Below are 17484 nucleotides of genomic sequence, written 5' to 3'. Positions count from 1 at the left end.
GCATGCTCAATAACGGAGCATGCCTCTTTTATGGAATCGACATGTATAATAATACCAAAAAGAACTATAGAAAGATATATAGAAAGAATGATAAATATAGCGCGTATTCATAAGAATTTCTACTTATTTCGACAAAAGTATTGACTGTGAAAAGTACTATGAGTAAAATGAAAAAGCGAATTAAAAATTTTCAGAAAATTTAAAACTTGGAGGAGCATGTTATGAAGCAAATTTTTCAAAAGAAGCCTATTGCAAAGTTAATGCAAGAGAGTAAACAAAAGACGTTAGCAAGAACATTGGGCGCGCTAGATTTAACGATGCTTGGAATCGGGGCAATTGTTGGGACGGGTATTTTTGTTCTAACGGGCGTGGTAGCGGCGAAACATTCTGGACCAGCTATTATCTTATCATTTGCGATAGCCGCGTTAGCCTGTGCCTTTGCTGCATTTTGTTATGCTGAATTCGCTTCTTCAGTTCCTGTCTCAGGCAGTGTGTATACGTACACATATGCGACGATGGGAGAAGTATTCGCATTTTTAATTGGATGGGACTTAATGCTTGAGTATTTACTTGCTACCTCAGCTGTGGCAAACGGTTGGTCCGCTTATTTCCAATCGTTATTAAAGGGATTTGGAATCCATATTCCTACAATTCTCTCCTCGGCCCCTGGTACAGGAAAGGGTGGAATAATTGATTTACCTGCGGTTCTAATTATTTTAGTGATGACTGTTCTTTTATCTAGAGGTGTTCGTGAAAGTGCACGTGTAAATAATATTATGGTATTTATTAAAATAGCGGTTGTTCTTATTTTTATCTTCGCTGGTTTTAATTATGTGAAACCTGAAAACTGGACGCCTTTTATGCCGTTTGGTTTAGATGGTGTAATGGCTGGAGCTGCTACAGTGTTCTTTGCATTCATAGGGTTTGATGCAGTTTCAACAGCGGCAGAAGAAGTGAAGCGTCCACAACGTGATTTACCAATTGGTATTATTGCATCGTTATTAATTTGTACAGTTCTTTATATCGTTGTTTCGCTTATTTTGACAGGAATTGTTCCATACGGACAGCTAAATATATCAGATCCAGTTGCTTTTGCACTTCAATTTATTGGACAAGATGGTTTAGCGGGAGTAATTTCAGTAGGAGCAATCACAGGAATTACAACTGTAATGCTAGTTATGATGTATGGGCAAGTACGTGTTTCGTATGCAATGAGTAGAGATGGATTATTACCGAAACGTCTTGCTAAAGTTCACCCGAAATTTAAAACACCGTTTTTAAATACGTGGACAACGGGAATTATTGCGGCACTGATTTCAGGATTAATAGATTTAAATGTATTAGCACATCTTGTAAATATGGGGACATTGTCAGCATTTGCACTCGTAGCTGTTGCTGTAATTGTAATGAGAAGAACTCATCCGGACTTACCGAGGGCATTTAAGGCGCCGCTTGTACCATTTTTACCCGCGTTAACAGTAATTTTTTGTTTATACTTAATGCTTCAATTATCCGGAACGGCTTGGATTAGTTTTGGGATATGGATGGTTATTGGTATTGCGGTTTACTTTTTATATAGCCGTAAACATAGTGCTTTAAATAATAGTAAAGACGAAGAAGATGCAGCAAATCTATAAGTAGGGAAATCCGTTCTAATTCTGTTAGAATGGATTTTTTTGTTTGAAAATTTACATTTTTCTGAATTAGTTATAAGATAATTGTTGGTGAACGAAAGGGGTGAAATGATGAGGAATACGTGGCGTGAGTTAAGGGAGATGGACCGTAACGTATGGATTCGATTTATTGGAGAGACGTTAAATGGAATTGCGATGATGATGTTGATGCCTTTTTTTGCATTATATTTAAAAGATAAGGTAGATTCGTTATTACAGGTCGGAGTGATTATGGCGCTTTCTCCAATTGCTGCAAGCTTTGGAGCGATTATAGGAGGAAGAATTGCTGATATATATGGAAGAAAGCCAATTATGATATTTTCGATGGCGAGTAATGCGTTATTAATGCTCGGTTTTCTATTTATAGAAGGATTTATTCCATATGCGATTTTATCTATTTTTTTAGGATTAAGTAATTCTTTATTTCATCCAGCTGCATCAGCAATGGTTGCGGATGTAACAACGCCAGAAAAAAGAACTGAAGCATATGGTTTATTACGAATGGGGCACAATATAGGTGCTGCAATTGGCCCGATAATGGGCGCTTCGGTAGTTGTGTTGTCGAAGAACCTTGTGTTTATTATTGCCTCGTCTACGATGTTATTTTATGCATTACTTGTATTCGTTCTTATTCAAGAGACAATACCAAAGGGTATGAATAAAGAAGAGAATAAAGAGAAGGAATCCGGGGCAATTTGGAAAATTGTAATGCAGGATAAGGCATTAATGACTTATTTATTAGCGGGTATCATTATTTCGATGGGATTTTCGCAAATGGAAGGTATGTTACCGTTGCATTTCGATAATGAAATGAGGGGTATTTTTGGAATTAACAATCCGTATCCCTATTTAATGGCACTAAATGGACTGTTGGTTGTGCTATTCCAATTTCCAATTTCAAAATGGGCCGCAGATAAACCAGTCGGGAAGACGATGTTATATGGTGCGTGTTTGTTCGGGATTGGTTTGTTCTTTATAGGATGGTTACCGAAGTGGTTTGGAGGATTAGATACAAATGCTACAATTATTTTAATAACGTTACTGTTTGTGTATGCCATATATACGTTTGGTGAGATGATTATGTCTCCTGTACAGATGACGTTTGTAGCGAATTTGGCCCCTGAGAATTTGAGAGGGACTTATATGGGAGCTGCAAGTTTGCAGTGGATTACAGGAAGTGCATTCGGTCCACTTCTTGGAGGTTTTTTACTAGATCGATTACTTGGCCACGTTCTATTTACAATTTTAGCTGTAGGATGTGTAATTGCAGGTGTTGTATATGTTTCTTTAGATCGACTCATTGAACAAAGGCAAAAAGGCACACTGACCAAAAAATCTTCTTAATGAGTAGATGATATACACGAAAAGGGGATTTCTACATATTTTAGGTACATAACTAAATTGGGTTGTAATTTTATATATTTATGAAAAAAGATAAGTAGAAAAAGTATAGAAAACCAATAAGTGGTGTCATTTAATTATTTGTGGAAGTTACATTTTATTTCAAATAGGAACTACCTATTTTTATAAAAAGTGCTAAAATAGAAAAATGAAAACAATTGGTTAGGGTGATTTCAGTGACAAAAATTAAATTAGGTTTATTATACGGTGGAAAATCAGCTGAGCATCAAGTTTCGCTACAAACGGCTCTTGCTGCTATTAAAGCATTAAATCAAGATAAATTCGAGATTCATCCAATTTATATTACAGAACAAGGTCAATGGGTACGCGGTGAGCGTATTGAAGGTGAAGTAACAGATGTTGAAGTTCTAAAAATGAGTGGTGCAGAAAATGCGATTTCTCCGTTATCATTAAGTACAGAAATTATTTCATCTGCAGCTTCTGAGGAAAATGCTATCGACGTTATATTCCCATTACTACATGGACCGAATGGTGAAGATGGAACGGTTCAAGGATTATTAGAATTAATGAACATTCCTTATGTAGGAAATGGTGTTCTAGCATCTGCAGCAGGTATGGATAAAGTTGTTATGAAAAACATCTTTGCAGAGGCTGGATTGAAACAAGCAAAATATGCATCATTCATTCGTAGCGCATGGGAAAAAAATCGTGAAACAGCATATAAAAAAGTAGAAGAAGTATTAGGATATCCTTGCTTCGTAAAACCAGCAAACCTTGGTTCAAGTGTTGGTATTAATAAGTGTAAGAATCGTGAAGAGCTTGAGAATGCATTTGAAGAGGCATTCCAATTTGACCGTAAAATTATTGTAGAAGAGAATATTGTTGGACGTGAAGTAGAAGTTGGTGTACTAGGTAATGATGAACCGAAATGTTCAGTTGTAGGTGAAATCGTACCGAAAAAAGACTTCTATGATTATAAGTCGAAATATATCGATGGCGATACAGCGTTAATTATTCCAGCTGAAATGACAGAAGAAGAGTCTAATGTTATTAAGCGAGATGCGATTATTGCGTTCCAATCGTTAGATGGTGCTGGATTAACACGAGCTGATTTCTTCTTAACGAAAGATGGAGAAGTATATATTAACGAAGTAAATACAATGCCAGGATTTACGCCGTTTAGTATGTTCCCTCTACTATGGCAACATACTGGATTACCGTATCCGGAATTAATTGAAGAGCTAATCGGTTTAGCAATTGAGCGTCACGAAGAAAAACAAAAAATTAAATATACAATCTAACAAAAAAGGAGGAGGCACTATTCGCAGGAATAGTGCTTCCTCTATGTAAGGAGTGTTTTTATGATAAATCGAACGTTAAAACAAGTAGAACAGATGGTAAATGGTACGGGATTAGCAGAGCAATATGAGGGAATTACTATACAAGGAGTGTCTATTGATACGAGAAAAATTGAAAAAGGAAACCTATATGTTCCGATTCAAGGTGAACGTTTCGATGGACATGCTTTTGTAGATAAAGCTGTTGAAAATGGAGCTGTTGCTACATTGTGGATGAAAGATGTAGCCAATCCACCTGAGAATCTTCCAGTTATTCTTGTAGAAGACACGCTATCGGCATTACAATTGTTAGCGAAAAGCTATCGCGATCAATTGGATGTTAAAGTTGTTGGGGTGACAGGTAGTAACGGTAAAACATCTACAAAAGATATTGTAACAAGTCTTCTTGCAACTAAATTCAAAGTTCAAAAAACAGAAGGAAACTTCAATAACCATATCGGGTTACCTCTTACTATTTTAAACTTAGAAGAAAATACAGAAGTAGCTGTATTAGAAATGGGTATGTCAAGCCGAGGTGAAATTGAATTCTTATCTAAGTTAGCTCGTCCAAATGCAGCTATCATTACAAACATTGGTGAGGCACACTTAATGGACTTAGGCTCTCGTGAGGCGATTGCTGAAGCAAAATTAGAAATTGTGACAGGATTACAAGAAGGTGGAGTGTTCGTATATAACGGAGATGAGCCATTATTGACAAATCGTGTTCCTGAAATGAATTTAATAGCTGAAACAGTTACGTTTGGTGATGCTAGAGCAAATGATTATTATCCAACAACTGTAACATTACAGGCGACGGGAACCCATTTTAAGATGAATAGAGACGAAAATACTTCATTCTACTTACCGGTGTTAGGAAAACATAATGTGTATAACACACTTGCTTCAATGGCAATTGCGAAACATTTTGGTGTAACGTGGGAAGAAATGAAACAAGGCTTAGTCACACTTCAAATGACAGGCATGCGTATGGAAATTGTAAAAACAGATAGTGGATTAACAATTATCAATGATGCTTACAATGCAAGCCCGACAGCCATGGAAGCAGCATTCCACCTAATGAATGGTTTAGATGGATTTGCTAAAAAAATTGTCGTGCTAGGTGATATGTTAGAGCTTGGAGATCAAGAAGTACAGTTTCATTATGAAGTAGGTAAATTAATCGATCCAGCAAAGATTTCACACGTATTCACATATGGTAAATTAGGGGCTCAAATTGCTGAAGGAGCGAAAATTAATTTCCCTAATGAACGTGTAAAGGCGTATGATAATAAAGAAGAGTTAGTAAAAGAGTTGCAAGCCGTAGTCGATGCGAAAGATGTTGTATTAGTAAAAGCATCTCGTGGTATGAAATTAGAAGAAGTAATTACGATGTTGAAATAATTGGTGTATATAAACAGGGATGATAGCTACGAAAATAGAAGAAACTTATAATAAGCGCTTACAGTAAATATAAAAAAATAAAAGTGAAGAAAAAAACTCTGAATATGAAAATAAGGTAACAGTTGGGTTTGCTTTTTACACATACAAAACTTATAATTGATAAAGTGTAATAACGTTTAGAAGTATTTTCGCGAAGAATATACGCCCGTTTATATACGTGAGCATTCAGGAAAAGGGCTTTTCCGCAAATTCGGAAAACGCCTTTTTTTAAATGATAAGTATAGGATAGAAAAGGAGAAGTAACATTGACAACATTTCGAGAATTAGGATTAAGTGAGTCTTTACTGCAATCTGTTGAAAGTATGGGCTTTGAAGAGGCTACGCCGATTCAAGCTGAAACAATTCCACATGCATTGCAAGGTAAAGATATTATTGGGCAAGCACAAACAGGTACAGGGAAAACAGCAGCATTCGGATTACCACTATTAGATAAAGTGGATACAAATAAAGAAGCAGTTCAAGGTATTGTTATCGCGCCAACGCGTGAATTAGCAATTCAAGTTGGAGAAGAGCTATACAAAATTGGTAAACATAAACGTGTTCGTATTCTACCAATTTATGGTGGTCAAGATATTAACCGCCAAATTCGTGCTCTAAAAAAACACCCACACATTATTGTTGGTACGCCGGGTCGTATTTTAGATCATATTAACCGTAAAACACTTCGTTTACAAAACGTTGAGACTGTTGTTCTTGATGAAGCAGATGAAATGTTAAACATGGGCTTCATTGAAGATATTGAAGCGATTTTAACAGATGTGCCAGAAACACATCAAACATTATTATTCTCAGCGACAATGCCAGATCCAATCCGTCGTATTGCTGAGCGTTTCATGACTGAGCCTCAACACATTAAAGTAAAAGCAAAAGAAGTAACAATGCCAAACATTCAGCAGTTCTATTTAGAAGTGCAAGAAAAGAAAAAGTTTGACGTGTTGACACGCTTACTAGATATTCAATCTCCAGAGCTTGCAATCGTATTCGGTCGTACAAAGCGTCGTGTTGATGAATTATCAGAAGCATTAAATTTACGTGGTTATGCAGCAGAAGGTATTCATGGTGACTTAACACAGGCGAAACGTATGTCTGTATTACGTAAATTTAAAGAAGGTGCTATTGAAGTTCTTGTTGCAACAGACGTTGCTGCACGTGGTCTTGATATTTCAGGCGTAACACACGTATATAACTTCGATATCCCACAAGATCCAGAATCATACGTTCACCGTATCGGTCGTACTGGCCGTGCAGGTAAAAAAGGTATTGCAATGTTATTTGTAACACCACGTGAATCAGGACAATTAAAAAATATCGAGCGTACAACAAAACGTAAAGTTGACCGTATGGAAGCACCGACACTTGACGAGGCATTAGAAGGTCAACAACGTTTAATCGCTGAAAAACTTCAAAGCACAATCCAAAATGAAAACTTAGCATACTACAAACGTATTGCAGAAGAAATGCTAGAAGAGAATGATTCTGTAACAGTAGTAGCTGCTGCTTTAAAAATGATGACAAAAGAACCAGATACAACTCCAATCGCTTTAACATCAGAACCACCAGTTGTTTCAAGAGGTGGCGGTTCTAAAAAACGCGGCGGCAACGGAGGCGGATACCGTGATGGTAACCGTAATCGTAGTCGTGATGGACGCGGTGGTGGCGATGGCCGTAACCGTGATCGTAATCGCGATGGACGCGGCGGTGGCGATGGCCGTAACCGTGATCGCAATCGTGATGGTAACCGTGATCGTAATCGTGATGGCGGTAGCCGTGGTCGTAAAGGTGAAGGTCAAGGTCGCCCTGGATCTTCAAATGGACGCGGCGAAAGAAAACATCATAGCCGTCCACAAGCTTAATAAAAAAGAGAATGCCCTTTATCGGCATTCTCTTTTTTTTATTTCTCTAATTGTACATACTACATAATAACTTGTGTAGAAAAGAGGTGTTACATGCTTGTAAGACTTGGCTATGTCGCGATGAGTGTACATTTAAAGAATGCATCTCCATCTCAAACGATGACATTTGCGCAATTTCAAAAAATTGATGATCGAGAGGCTGCGATTCGTAAGCTTGAAAGAACTGCTAATTCGAATTTGGAAAATTGCTTAAGGTTGTTAAAGCATAATAAAGGGCATGATATATCTTTCTTTCGGCTAAGCTCCAAACTTATCCCCTTAGCGAATCATGAGGAGTTGGTAGAGTGGAACTACATTCGTCCGTTGAAAGAAAATTTAAAAGTGCTAGGTGAATACGCAATCCGTATGAACATGCGAATTGATTTTCATCCAGATCATTTTGTTGTACTGAATTCACCTGAAGAGAGTATTTTTAAACAATCCGTAAAGACATTGCAGATGCATAAAAAATTATTAAAAGGTATGGGGATTGAACATAAACAGAGGTGTGTATTACATGTGGGTGGAGGTTATAAAGATAAGGAACTTGCATTAGAACGCTTTATAGAAAATTGGTCGAGTGTTCCGAGGGGTATTCAAGAGATGGTCATATTAGAAAATGATGACACGACCTTTTCTTTAGAAGAAACATTGTATTTAGGTGAGAAGTTAGATATTCCAGTCGTGTTTGATTTGCATCACCATATGATGAATAATAATCAAGAAGATTGGCATGAAGATTGGGCGCGTGTTGTACATACATGGGAATCGTCTTTGTTACCAGTGAAAATGCACATTTCTAGTCCTAGAGAGGGAAAAGACCCGAGAGCACATGCAGACTTTATTGATGTAGATACTTTTTTATCTTTTTTAAAAAAGATAAAGGGAAGTGTTCCGCAAATTGATTGTATGATTGAGGCGAAGAAGAAGGATGAGTCTTTATTTCAACTCATGAGAGATTTAAGTAAACAAACAGATGTGGAAATTGTCGATGGTGCGAGCTTCTATATTAAATAAGCTCTGCACCATCGAGTTTTTTTGTTAATAAAGGGGTGCAAATACCACCAATGATCAATCCTGTTAAATGGCTGATAGGATTAGCGGAGGGATTGAAGAAAGTGAATAGTAGTAATATACATATCATGATTGAAAAAATAGCAATGTCTCTCGGATTGGAAGAACGATAACGACTATACAATAGAAATAATTGTGCACCTAGCAATCCGAAGATACCACCAGATGCCCCTGCATGAATATATTCAAGAGGCATAATAAGATAAGTAGAAATATTTCCGAGAATACCGGAAAGGAAAAAAATAATGATGAAAGAAAAGTGCCCAAGTTGTTTTTCAATAGAAGAGCCAAGCACGAATAAACAAATACTATTAGCAAGAAAATGTTGTAAGTCTACATGTACAAGCAGAGAAGTTATGAGACGCCACCATTCTCCTTTAGCGATATATTCATTATAGGCTGCCATAGGAAAGAGGGAAAAATCGGCTAACATAATCATGATTAATTGTATAAGAAGTAAAGCGATGACAATTGGTTGTAAGAAAATGCGGGCGGATGGTATTAGCATGGGTGAGTATCACTCCTTTTGCATCAGAAAGATTCTCTGTTATTCTTACAATATGAAAAAAGAAAGCTAAATAGAAGAAGGGGATTTTGAAATGATTGTAGGGATTGGAATCGATATTATTGAATTAAATCGAATTGAAAAAATGCTAGATGGAAAGCTGAAATTTATGGAACGTATTTTAACTGAAAGTGAGCGGAATGTCGCTAAGGAGCTGAAGGGAAGTCGCCTTACAGAGTTTGTAGCTGGAAGATTTGCAGCGAAAGAGGCGTATTCAAAGGCGGTAGGAACGGGCATTGGGAAAGAAGTGAGTTTTTTAGATATCGAGGTAAAAAATGATGATAGAGGTAAACCGATTCTTATTACAAGTACAGAGCATATTGTTCATTTATCAATTAGTCATAGTAAGGAATTTGCTGTTGCTCAAGTTGTTTTAGAAAGCTCGTCACGCTAGTCTGCATATTTTATATCTTTGTCTCATATATTTGAGGTAGCGATAAGGAAGGCACATCTTCCATTCATTTATAGGGGCAAAGGGGCTGAAGTGATGAAAAGGCGTCTGTTTTTAGTTCTTGTCGGTTTATTAACCGTTTTTGTGTTGGCCGGTTGTATGGAAAAGAAACAAGATGATGTTGTGAGAGATTTAGAGGCGAAAGTAAAAGGGATGAAAGGTTATCAAGCTGAAGCAAAATTATCTATTAAAACAGGGAATGAGCCTCAGGAGTATAAGGTAGAAATATGGCATAAGGAACCTTCATTTTATCGTGTGAATTTGCAGAATGCGAAAAAGGATCAGAGCCAAATTATTTTAAGAAATGAAGAAGGTGTATTTGTATTAACGCCAGCGCTTAATAAGAGTTTCCGTTTCCAAAGTGATTGGCCACAAAATAGTAGCCAGGCTTATTTATATGAATCCCTTGTGAGAGATATTTTGCAGGATAAGAAAAACCTTACTTTTGAAAAAACAGATAAGTATTATATTTTTAAAACAAAAACAAACTATCAGCATCAAAACATGTTGCCGAGACAAGAGATTACATTGAAGAAAAGTGATTTAACACCAGTTTCAGTGAAGTTAATGGATAATGATCAAAATGTTCTTGTGAAGGTAGATTTCTCTAAAGTTAAATTCGATGCGAAATTTGATAAAGGTGCATTTGATACGAAACAAAATATGTCTAGAGCGCAAGTAGATGTTCAAACAACGGCAAAAGAAGACAGACCATTTGCTATTTTGTATCCACGTGATACGCCGCAAGGTATGACTTTGAAAGACGAAAAAGAGTTGAAGACAGACAGTGGCAAGCGTGCGATACTCACATACACTGGAAGTAAGAAATCCTTTACTTTAATACAAGAAAAGGCAAAAGTTGCAGAGGCTTCGTCAGCGATAAGTGTAAGCGGAGAATTGGTTGATCTTGGATTCACTATTGGAGCGTTGACGAAAGACTCTTTAACGTGGTCGCATAACGGAGTAGAATATATGCTCGTGTCTAAAGGTTTAGAGCCGAAGGAGCTATTAATGGTTGCTCGTTCAGTTACAGAGAAGCAGGTGAAGTAAACTTCTTAGACGTGGTGATATATGTGCACCACGTCTTTTCTTAGTTTGAAGGGTGGATTTCATAAAAGAAGCATATAAAAGAATAAGCTTCGCATATCGTGTATAAGGAAGTGTATTTATGGAAGAAGCACCATTTTACCGTGACACTTGGGTGGAAGTGGATTTAGATGCGATCTATAACAATATTACACACATTAAAAATTTCATTCCAAGTGATGTAGAGATTTTTGCTGTAGTTAAAGCTAATGCATATGGACACGATTATGTACCGGTAGCAAAAACGGCATTAGAAGCAGGGGCGACAAGGTTAGCGGTTGCCTTTTTAGATGAAGCTTTAGTGCTTCGAAGGGCTGGTATTACTGTGCCAATTTTAGTGTTAGGTCCTTCCCCGCCTCGTGATGTCAATGTAGCTGCTGAAAATGATGTAGCATTAACTGTTTATCAAAAAGAATGGGTGGATGAAGCGATCAAGCTTTGGGATGGTTCGTCTACGATGAAATACCATATTAATTTCGATAGTGGTATGGGGAGAATTGGAATACGCGAACGCAAAGAATTAAAAGGATTTTTAAAGAGCTTAGAAGGTGCACCATTCTTAGAATTAGAAGGAGTTTATACGCATTTTGCAACAGCAGATGAGGTGGAGACTTCTTACTTTGATAAGCAATATAACACGTTTTTGCAGCAGTTAAGTTGGTTGAAAGAATTCGGAGTAGATCCTAAGTTTGTCCATACAGCTAATAGTGCTGCAACGCTACGTTTTCAAGGAATTACATTTAATGCAGTACGAATTGGCATTGCGATGTATGGGTTATCTCCGTCTGTAGAAATACGCCCATTTTTACCGTTTAAATTAGAACCAGCGTTATCACTGCATACGAAGGTTGCTCATATTAAACAGGTGATTAAAGGGGATGGGATTAGTTATAACGTCACGTACCGAACGAAAACCGAAGAATGGATTGCAACCGTTGCAATTGGATATGCAGATGGATGGCTTAGAAGATTACAAGGATTTGAAGTGCTTGTAAATGGTAAAAGGGTACCGATTGTAGGTCGAGTAACAATGGATCAATTCATGATACACCTTCCTTGTGAAGTGCCGCTTGGTACGAAAGTTACACTCATTGGAAGACAAGGTGATGAGTATATTAGTGCTACTGAGGTTGCTGAATATTCCGGGACTATTAATTATGAAATTATTGCAACGATAAGCTTCCGGGTGCCGAGAATATTTATACGGCACGGTAAGGTTGTAGAAGTAATCAATTATTTGAACAATATATAGACGGTAGTATGATTTGCTTCTTGTCATTTGAGAGGACTGTTCATTGGTTAAGAATAAGTTCATTTTTTGACGAGAAGCTTTTTACTTATCATTACTTTTAACATAATTTAACGTGAATTTTGCTAAGAAACTCTTCCGTTTCTTGTTTGTAATGAGATAAAAAATAAAAGAATATGAATGTTTTGTTTGTGAATTGGAAAACATAAGCAAGGAATAAGGAAGTCTTTGCAACAGGCTCCATACAATGGTATTATTACAATAGGTGTCATATATATATTTGGGTGTGTAGTTGACGGTGGAGGTGTATTTTTGTGTCCGAATCAAGTGTAACTACTGAAATCGTGGTTCGGTTGCCAAAGCAAATGGTAACGGAATTGGACGGAATTGGAAAACAAGAGAATAAGAATCGCCATGAACTAATTTGCCAGGCAACACAACTGTTATTGCGTCAACATAAGACGAAGAAACGCTACCAACATGAATCAATGCGACGTGGGTACATTGAAATGGGAAAAATTAATCTTGGTATTGCATCTGAAGCTTTCTTAGCAGAGTATGAAGCAGCTCATACAGTAGAACGCTTAGTTAGCGGGGGGTAATATTTTGATTGTAAAACGCGGCGACGTGTATTTTGCAGACCTTTCCCCAGTTGTTGGTTCTGAGCAAGGAGGCGTTCGTCCGGTTCTTGTCATTCAAAATGACATCGGAAATCGTTTTAGTCCAACGGTGATTGTAGCGGCTATTACTGCACAGATTCAAAAAGCGAAATTACCCACTCATGTGGAAATTGATGCGAAAAAGTACGGTTTTGAGAGAGATTCTGTTATTTTACTTGAGCAGATTCGAACAATCGATAAGCAGCGCTTAACGGACAAAATCACTCACTTAGATGAAGTGATGATGATTCGTGTAGATGAAGCGCTACAAATTAGTTTAGGACTAATAGATTTTTAAATCGGCAGTTTAAGTTGCTCTCTTTGAAGGGCAACTTTTTTTATTATAGAGGAGGTTACGGTTGTATATGGAAATGGTAGATAATCGACAAGCGTTAATGAAAATGTTAGTGAAGGAATTAGGCTTTACCGAAAAGCAAGTTCGTCATGTTATTCAATTAACAGAAGAAGGTAACACAGTTCCATTTATTGCTCGTTACCGAAAAGAATGGACAGGCTCTTTAGATGAAGTGCAAATTCGTACAATTTTAGAGAGATGGCAATATATGATGCAGCTTGAAGATAGGAAAGAAGAGGTTCTGCGTCTTATTAATGAGAAGGGGAAACTGACAGGAGAATTACGTCAGCAAATTGTGAAAGCTACAAAGTTGCAAGAAGTAGAAGATTTATATCGTCCATATAAAGAGAAAAGAAGAACGAAAGCAACGATTGCAAAAGAAAAGGGATTAGAGCCATTAGCTGAATGGTTATTGTTATATAAGAAAGAAGATCCAAATCAGAAGGCAATGGAGTTTATTAATGCAGAGAAAGAAGTGCAATCTGCAGAAGAAGCATTACAAGGTGCCCAAGACATTATTGCAGAAATTGTTTCGGATGAAGCGGCATATCGTAGTTGGATTCGCAATACAACTTTCCGAAAAGGAATTATGTCTTCATCTGTAAAAGATAAAGAGAAAGATGAAAAGAATATATATGAAATGTATTACAGCTATGAAGAGCCTTTACAGAAAGTAGTGCCACATCGTGTATTAGCGATGAATCGTGGTGAGAAAGAAGATATATTAAGAGTTTCTGTTGTTCCGCCAGTAGATGAGATAGTAACGTTCTTATATAAGAAGGTCATTCGTGATAACGATTCTAAAAGTGCACATCATGTACAGTTAGCGATTGAAGATGGCTATAAGCGATTAATTCAATCCTCTATTGAAAGAGAAATCCGAAAAGAATTAACAGAAACAGCTGAGGAACAAGCGATACATATTTTCTCTGAGAATTTGCGTAACTTATTATTACAACCTCCTATGAAAGGGAAAGTAGTGCTAGCTGTAGACCCTGCATATAGAACAGGTTGTAAGTTAGCTGCAGTGGATGATACGGGGAAAGTTCTATATATTGATGTTATTTATCCGCATCCACCAGTTCGTAAATATGAAGATGCAAAAACGAAAGTTCTTTCTATTATAGATAAATATCAAGTTGAAATGATTGCAATTGGGAATGGTACAGCTTCTAGAGAAACGGAAGAATTTATAGTTGATGTATTACAAAATGTGAAACGAGAAGTCTTCTATATTATTGTGAACGAGGCTGGTGCGAGTGTATACTCAGCTTCGGATTTAGCTCGTGAGGAATTTCCGAATTTACAGGTTGAAGAAAGAAGTGCTGTTTCTATTGGAAGACGTCTACAAGATCCACTTGCTGAACTTGTGAAAATTGATCCTAAATCAGTTGGGGTTGGACAATACCAACATGATGTATCTCAAAAGAGGTTGAATGAATCATTAACATTTGTAGTAGAGACGGCAGTTAACCAAGTCGGTGTGAATGTAAATACAGCTTCAGTTGCGTTATTGCAATATGTTTCGGGTTTATCGAAAACTGTTGCGAAAAATATTGTGGCAAAGCGTGAAGAAGAGGGGAAATTTACAAAACGAACAGACTTAAAGAAAATACCTCGTCTAGGTGCGAAGACATATGAACAATGTGTAGGTTTCTTACGTATATTAGAAGGGGCAAATTCGTTAGACCGAACGGGGATTCATCCAGAACAATATAAAAATGTTGAATTGTTATTGAAGAGTCTAGGACTATCAAAGGATGACGTAGGGCAACCACAGTTACAAAAGAGCTTAGAAGAAGTAGAGATTTCTAAGTTGTCCCAAGAAACGGGGATTGGGGAACCGACATTAGTCGATATTATAGATGCACTTATTAGTCCAGAGCGAGACATGAGGGATGAGTTGCCTAAACCACTTCTGAAAAAGGGGATTTTGAAATTAGAAGATTTAAAACGTGGTATGGAGCTGGAAGGAACGGTTCGTAACGTTGTTGATTTTGGTGCTTTTGTTGATGTTGGTGTAAAGCAAGATGGTTTAGTGCATATTTCTAAACTAAGCACACAGTATGTGAAGCATCCGTTAGATATTGTATCTGTCGGACAAATTGTAAAGGTATGGGTAGATGATATTGATACGAAAAAAGGGCGTGTCGCATTATCCATGTTGCCGATTGAATAATAAGAGAAGAGAGCAGATAAAACTGCTCTTTTTTTATGGAGTAGAAAGTGTAATGGATTATGAGCTTTGATGTATTTTGCTATAATAAAACCAGCATTCATTTAGTAATTTAATTTGATACCGGTTTTTTTCAAAATATGCGCGTTGCATTTGTTTTTTTAGCCACGTAGGCATAGGAATCCCTCCTTGTTTAATCCTACTCTCATAAATGTAAGGTACTATTAATGAGAGGTTGGTGAGTGGATTTCTATTTCTGCTATGTTTTTAGAAACCACGCTTCTTGAATGAGGATGGGTATATGTACTATTTAATATATGTATAAGAGAGAAGAAAAGTGTAAAAATATTTTTTTGTTTAGGAGGAATGAAAATGGATGAGCAAGAAATACAGCGGCTAGTGGAAGAAGTATCGCTACAATACTTCGGAATGCCGTTTTTACATAAGGCAATGTTTAATAGTAGGTTGCGTACAACTGGTGGACGTTATCTATTGAATACGCACAATATTGAACTGAATTATCGATATTATGAAATGTATGGGGAAGAAGAATTAGTCGGGATTGTTAAACATGAACTTTGTCATTATCACTTACATATTACAGGAAGAGGGTATAAGCACCGAGATAGGGATTTTCGTGAACTGTTAAAAGAAGTTGGTGCACCCCGTTTTTGTAAACGAATGATGAATGAAGAGAAAGAAAAAAAGGTTTATATGTATGAATGTATGGAGTGTTTGCTTCAATATGTAAGAAGACGTCAAATTAATACAAAAAGATATGTCTGCGGAAAGTGTAAAGGGAAACTAATTCTGATAAAGAAAATATCTTGACAGTGAAAACGCAATCCAGTATATTATAAACATGTCAAGTTTGTACAAGATGTTGTGAAAAAACCTCTTGACTTACGATGAGAAATTTTATAAGATACAAATTGTCTTTATTATTCCGCAGTAGCTCAGTGGTAGAGCTATCGGCTGTTAACCGATCGGTCGTAGGTTCGAGTCCTACCTGCGGAGCCATACAGAGAAGTACCCAAGTGGCTCAAGGGGCTCCCCTGCTAAGGGAGTAGATCGCGAACGCGGTGCGAGGGTTCGAATCCCTTCTTCTCTGCCATATATATTGGCCCGTTGGTCAAGTGGTTAAGACACCGCCCTTTCACGGCGGTAACACGGGTTCGAATCCCGTACGGGTCACCACTTCGGAGGATTAGCTCAGCTGGGAGAGCACCTGCCTTACAAGCAGGGGGTCGGCGGTTCGATCCCGTCATCCTCCACCATATAAATTATATAAATAATATCATCGCGGGGTGGAGCAGCACGGTAGCTCGTCGGGCTCATAACCCGAAGGTCGCAGGTTCAAATCCTGTCCCCGCAACCAAATGGTCCCGTGGTGTAGTGGTTAACATGCCTGCCTGTCACGCAGGAGATCGCCGGTTCGACCCCGGTCGGGACCGCCATTTTAACTTCTGCTATTCGGCAGTTGTTTTTTATTGGACATTATGGTACAATAACATTTGTCTTTGAAAAGAAGATAAATATTTCGATGGGCTATAGCCAAGCGGTAAGGCAACGGACTTTGACTCCGTCATGCGCTGGTTCGAATCCAGCTAGCCCAGCCATTTACGAGCCATTAGCTCAGCTGGTAGAGCATCTGACTTTTAATCAGAGGGTCGAAGGTTCGAATCCTTCATGGCTCACTTTTGTTTTTTCCGCGCGGTCGTGGCGGAATGGCAGACGCGCTAGGTTGAGGGCCTAGTGGGGGAAACCCCGTGGAGGTTCAAGTCCTCTCGGCCGCATTAAAAAAATCTTAAAAAAGTACTTGCATTTGAAAATGTAGTATGGTAAGATAATTGAGTCGCCAAAATACAACGACGAAAAAACATCATGAATAAGCGCCCGTAGCTCAATTGGATAGAGCGTTTGACTACGGATCAAGAGGTTAGGGGTTCGACTCCTCTCGGGCGCGCCAATTACGGGAAGTGGCTCAGCTTGGTAGAGCACCTGGTTTGGGACCAGGGGGTCGCAGGTTCGAATCCTGTCTTCCCGACCACGCGGGTGTAGTTTAGTGGTAAAACAAGAGCCTTCCAAGCTCTGGTCGAGAGTTCGATTCTCTTCACCCGCTTTTAGTTCTTTGAAAACTGAAC

The 17484-nt window shown here is 37.9% G+C and carries 15 protein-coding genes and 12 tRNA genes; 25 read left to right on the top strand and 2 right to left on the bottom strand.

The genetic code is table 11. From position 1 onward, the window contains the following. The first annotated feature begins 221 nt into the window (after positions 1-221). The 6 genes from DN390_RS18320 (at position 222) to uvsE (ending at position 8742) form a co-directional block, all read left to right on the top strand. Positions 222-1637, top strand: coding sequence for a branched-chain amino acid transporter BcaP (locus DN390_RS18320; protein WP_060629282.1), 1416 nt, complete (start codon positions 222-224; stop codon positions 1635-1637). Between the two features lie 108 nt (positions 1638-1745). Continuing rightward, a complete protein-coding gene (locus tag DN390_RS18315) occupies positions 1746-3017 on the top strand; it encodes an MDR family MFS transporter (RefSeq protein ID WP_147808048.1) in 1272 nt (423 codons plus the stop codon). Positions 3018-3250: 233 nt separating this feature from the next. After that, positions 3251-4336 carry a D-alanine--D-alanine ligase gene (locus DN390_RS18310; RefSeq protein WP_147808047.1) on the top strand — a complete coding sequence of 362 codons (1086 nt, stop codon included), beginning with the start codon at positions 3251-3253 and terminating at the stop codon, positions 4334-4336. Between the two features lie 60 nt (positions 4337-4396). Next, positions 4397-5773: a UDP-N-acetylmuramoyl-tripeptide--D-alanyl-D-alanine ligase gene (gene murF, locus DN390_RS18305; protein WP_147808046.1), complete on the top strand. Its 1377-nt coding sequence runs from the start codon at positions 4397-4399 to the stop codon at positions 5771-5773. A 305-nt stretch (positions 5774-6078) separates the two neighbouring features. Further along, positions 6079-7686: a degradosome RNA helicase CshA gene (cshA, locus tag DN390_RS18300; RefSeq protein WP_097949761.1), complete on the top strand. Its 1608-nt coding sequence runs from the start codon at positions 6079-6081 to the stop codon at positions 7684-7686. A gap of 93 nt (positions 7687-7779) precedes the next feature. Next, positions 7780-8742: a UV DNA damage repair endonuclease UvsE gene (uvsE, locus tag DN390_RS18295; RefSeq protein ID WP_147808045.1), complete on the top strand. Its 963-nt coding sequence runs from the start codon at positions 7780-7782 to the stop codon at positions 8740-8742. Here the strand turns inward: uvsE and DN390_RS18290 are convergent. Further along, on the bottom strand, positions 8735-9307 hold the full coding sequence (locus tag DN390_RS18290; protein WP_147808044.1) for a rhomboid family intramembrane serine protease: 573 nt from the start codon (positions 9305-9307) through the stop codon (positions 8735-8737). The two genes, uvsE and DN390_RS18290, sit on opposite strands and share 8 nt — an antisense overlap. Positions 9308-9398: 91 nt before the next feature. Between DN390_RS18290 and acpS the strand changes: the two genes are divergently transcribed. The 6 genes from acpS to DN390_RS18260 all read left to right on the top strand — a co-directional run bounded on the left by acpS (position 9399) and on the right by DN390_RS18260 (position 15343). Next, the gene (acpS, locus tag DN390_RS18285) at positions 9399-9758 is read left to right on the top strand and encodes a holo-ACP synthase (RefSeq protein WP_147808043.1); all 360 of its coding nucleotides are present in this window, start codon (positions 9399-9401) and stop codon (positions 9756-9758) included. A 156-nt stretch (positions 9759-9914) separates the two neighbouring features. Then, on the top strand, positions 9915-10865 hold the full coding sequence (locus tag DN390_RS18280) for a LolA family protein (RefSeq protein WP_147808087.1): 951 nt from the start codon (positions 9915-9917) through the stop codon (positions 10863-10865). 118 nt (positions 10866-10983) lie between these two features. Continuing rightward, positions 10984-12153: an alanine racemase gene (alr, locus tag DN390_RS18275; protein WP_097949758.1), complete on the top strand. Its 1170-nt coding sequence runs from the start codon at positions 10984-10986 to the stop codon at positions 12151-12153. A gap of 311 nt (positions 12154-12464) precedes the next feature. Next, entirely contained in the window at positions 12465-12752 is a 288-nt protein-coding gene (locus DN390_RS18270; protein ID WP_000004570.1) for an antitoxin EndoAI, read from the top strand. A 4-nt stretch (positions 12753-12756) separates the two neighbouring features. Beyond that, a complete protein-coding gene (ndoA, locus tag DN390_RS18265) occupies positions 12757-13107 on the top strand; it encodes a type II toxin-antitoxin system endoribonuclease NdoA (RefSeq protein ID WP_000635963.1) in 351 nt (116 codons plus the stop codon). Between the two features lie 67 nt (positions 13108-13174). Next, the gene (locus DN390_RS18260; protein ID WP_147808042.1) at positions 13175-15343 is read left to right on the top strand and encodes a Tex family protein; all 2169 of its coding nucleotides are present in this window, start codon (positions 13175-13177) and stop codon (positions 15341-15343) included. Positions 15344-15400: 57 nt separating this feature from the next. Here DN390_RS18260 and cmpA read toward each other — a convergent pair whose 3' ends face one another. After that, the gene (cmpA, locus tag DN390_RS18255) at positions 15401-15517 is read right to left on the bottom strand and encodes a cortex morphogenetic protein CmpA (RefSeq protein WP_001143642.1); all 117 of its coding nucleotides are present in this window, start codon (positions 15515-15517) and stop codon (positions 15401-15403) included. A 195-nt stretch (positions 15518-15712) separates the two neighbouring features. Here cmpA and DN390_RS18250 point away from each other — a divergent pair, with 195 nt between their 5' ends. From DN390_RS18250 to DN390_RS18190, 13 genes are all read left to right on the top strand, one after another. Continuing rightward, on the top strand, positions 15713-16171 hold the full coding sequence (locus DN390_RS18250; protein WP_097949756.1) for a SprT family protein: 459 nt from the start codon (positions 15713-15715) through the stop codon (positions 16169-16171). A 114-nt stretch (positions 16172-16285) separates the two neighbouring features. Continuing rightward, positions 16286-16360, top strand: a tRNA-Asn gene (locus DN390_RS18245). Between the two features lie 3 nt (positions 16361-16363). Beyond that, positions 16364-16454: transfer RNA gene (locus tag DN390_RS18240), tRNA-Ser, on the top strand. Between the two features lie 8 nt (positions 16455-16462). Further along, positions 16463-16537: transfer RNA gene (locus tag DN390_RS18235), tRNA-Glu, on the top strand. Between the two features lie 4 nt (positions 16538-16541). After that, positions 16542-16617, top strand: a tRNA-Val gene (locus DN390_RS18230). A gap of 24 nt (positions 16618-16641) precedes the next feature. After that, positions 16642-16718, top strand: a tRNA-Met gene (locus tag DN390_RS18225). Between the two features lie 3 nt (positions 16719-16721). Beyond that, positions 16722-16797, top strand: a tRNA-Asp gene (locus tag DN390_RS18220). Between the two features lie 87 nt (positions 16798-16884). Next, positions 16885-16959, top strand: a tRNA-Gln gene (locus DN390_RS18215). Between the two features lie 5 nt (positions 16960-16964). Then, positions 16965-17037, top strand: a tRNA-Lys gene (locus tag DN390_RS18210). A gap of 16 nt (positions 17038-17053) precedes the next feature. Next, a tRNA-Leu gene (locus DN390_RS18205) sits at positions 17054-17136 on the top strand. A 96-nt stretch (positions 17137-17232) separates the two neighbouring features. Further along, positions 17233-17309, top strand: a tRNA-Arg gene (locus tag DN390_RS18200). A gap of 4 nt (positions 17310-17313) precedes the next feature. After that, positions 17314-17390: transfer RNA gene (locus DN390_RS18195), tRNA-Pro, on the top strand. A gap of 1 nt (position 17391) precedes the next feature. Continuing rightward, positions 17392-17462 (top strand) — tRNA-Gly (locus DN390_RS18190). Positions 17463-17484: the final 22 nt, after the last annotated feature.

The organism is Bacillus sp. SH7-1 (genome assembly GCF_008042405.1).
Lineage (GTDB): Bacteria > Bacillota > Bacilli > Bacillales > Bacillaceae_G > Bacillus_A > Bacillus_A thuringiensis_N.
Note: the sequence above shows the minus strand (reverse complement) of the source record. Positions and strands in the feature narration are given on the sequence as shown.

What these genes read in the sequence shown, in the direction of transcription:
- acpS (WP_147808043.1), top strand. Translation starts at nt 9,399, where the DNA reads ATGATTGTAGGGATTGGAATCGATATTATTGAATTAAATCGAATTGAA.
- alr (WP_097949758.1), top strand. Translation starts at nt 10,984, where the DNA reads ATGGAAGAAGCACCATTTTACCGTGACACTTGGGTGGAAGTGGATTTA.
- DN390_RS18315 (WP_147808048.1), top strand. Translation starts at nt 1,746, where the DNA reads ATGAGGAATACGTGGCGTGAGTTAAGGGAGATGGACCGTAACGTATGG.
- uvsE (WP_147808045.1), top strand. Translation starts at nt 7,780, where the DNA reads ATGCTTGTAAGACTTGGCTATGTCGCGATGAGTGTACATTTAAAGAAT.
- DN390_RS18280 (WP_147808087.1), top strand. Translation starts at nt 9,915, where the DNA reads ATGGAAAAGAAACAAGATGATGTTGTGAGAGATTTAGAGGCGAAAGTA.
- DN390_RS18290 (WP_147808044.1), bottom strand. Translation starts at nt 9,307, where the DNA reads ATGCTAATACCATCCGCCCGCATTTTCTTACAACCAATTGTCATCGCT.
- DN390_RS18250 (WP_097949756.1), top strand. Translation starts at nt 15,713, where the DNA reads ATGGATGAGCAAGAAATACAGCGGCTAGTGGAAGAAGTATCGCTACAA.
- DN390_RS18260 (WP_147808042.1), top strand. Translation starts at nt 13,175, where the DNA reads ATGGAAATGGTAGATAATCGACAAGCGTTAATGAAAATGTTAGTGAAG.
- cmpA (WP_001143642.1), bottom strand. Translation starts at nt 15,517, where the DNA reads ATGCCTACGTGGCTAAAAAAACAAATGCAACGCGCATATTTTGAAAAA.
- murF (WP_147808046.1), top strand. Translation starts at nt 4,397, where the DNA reads ATGATAAATCGAACGTTAAAACAAGTAGAACAGATGGTAAATGGTACG.
- DN390_RS18320 (WP_060629282.1), top strand. Translation starts at nt 222, where the DNA reads ATGAAGCAAATTTTTCAAAAGAAGCCTATTGCAAAGTTAATGCAAGAG.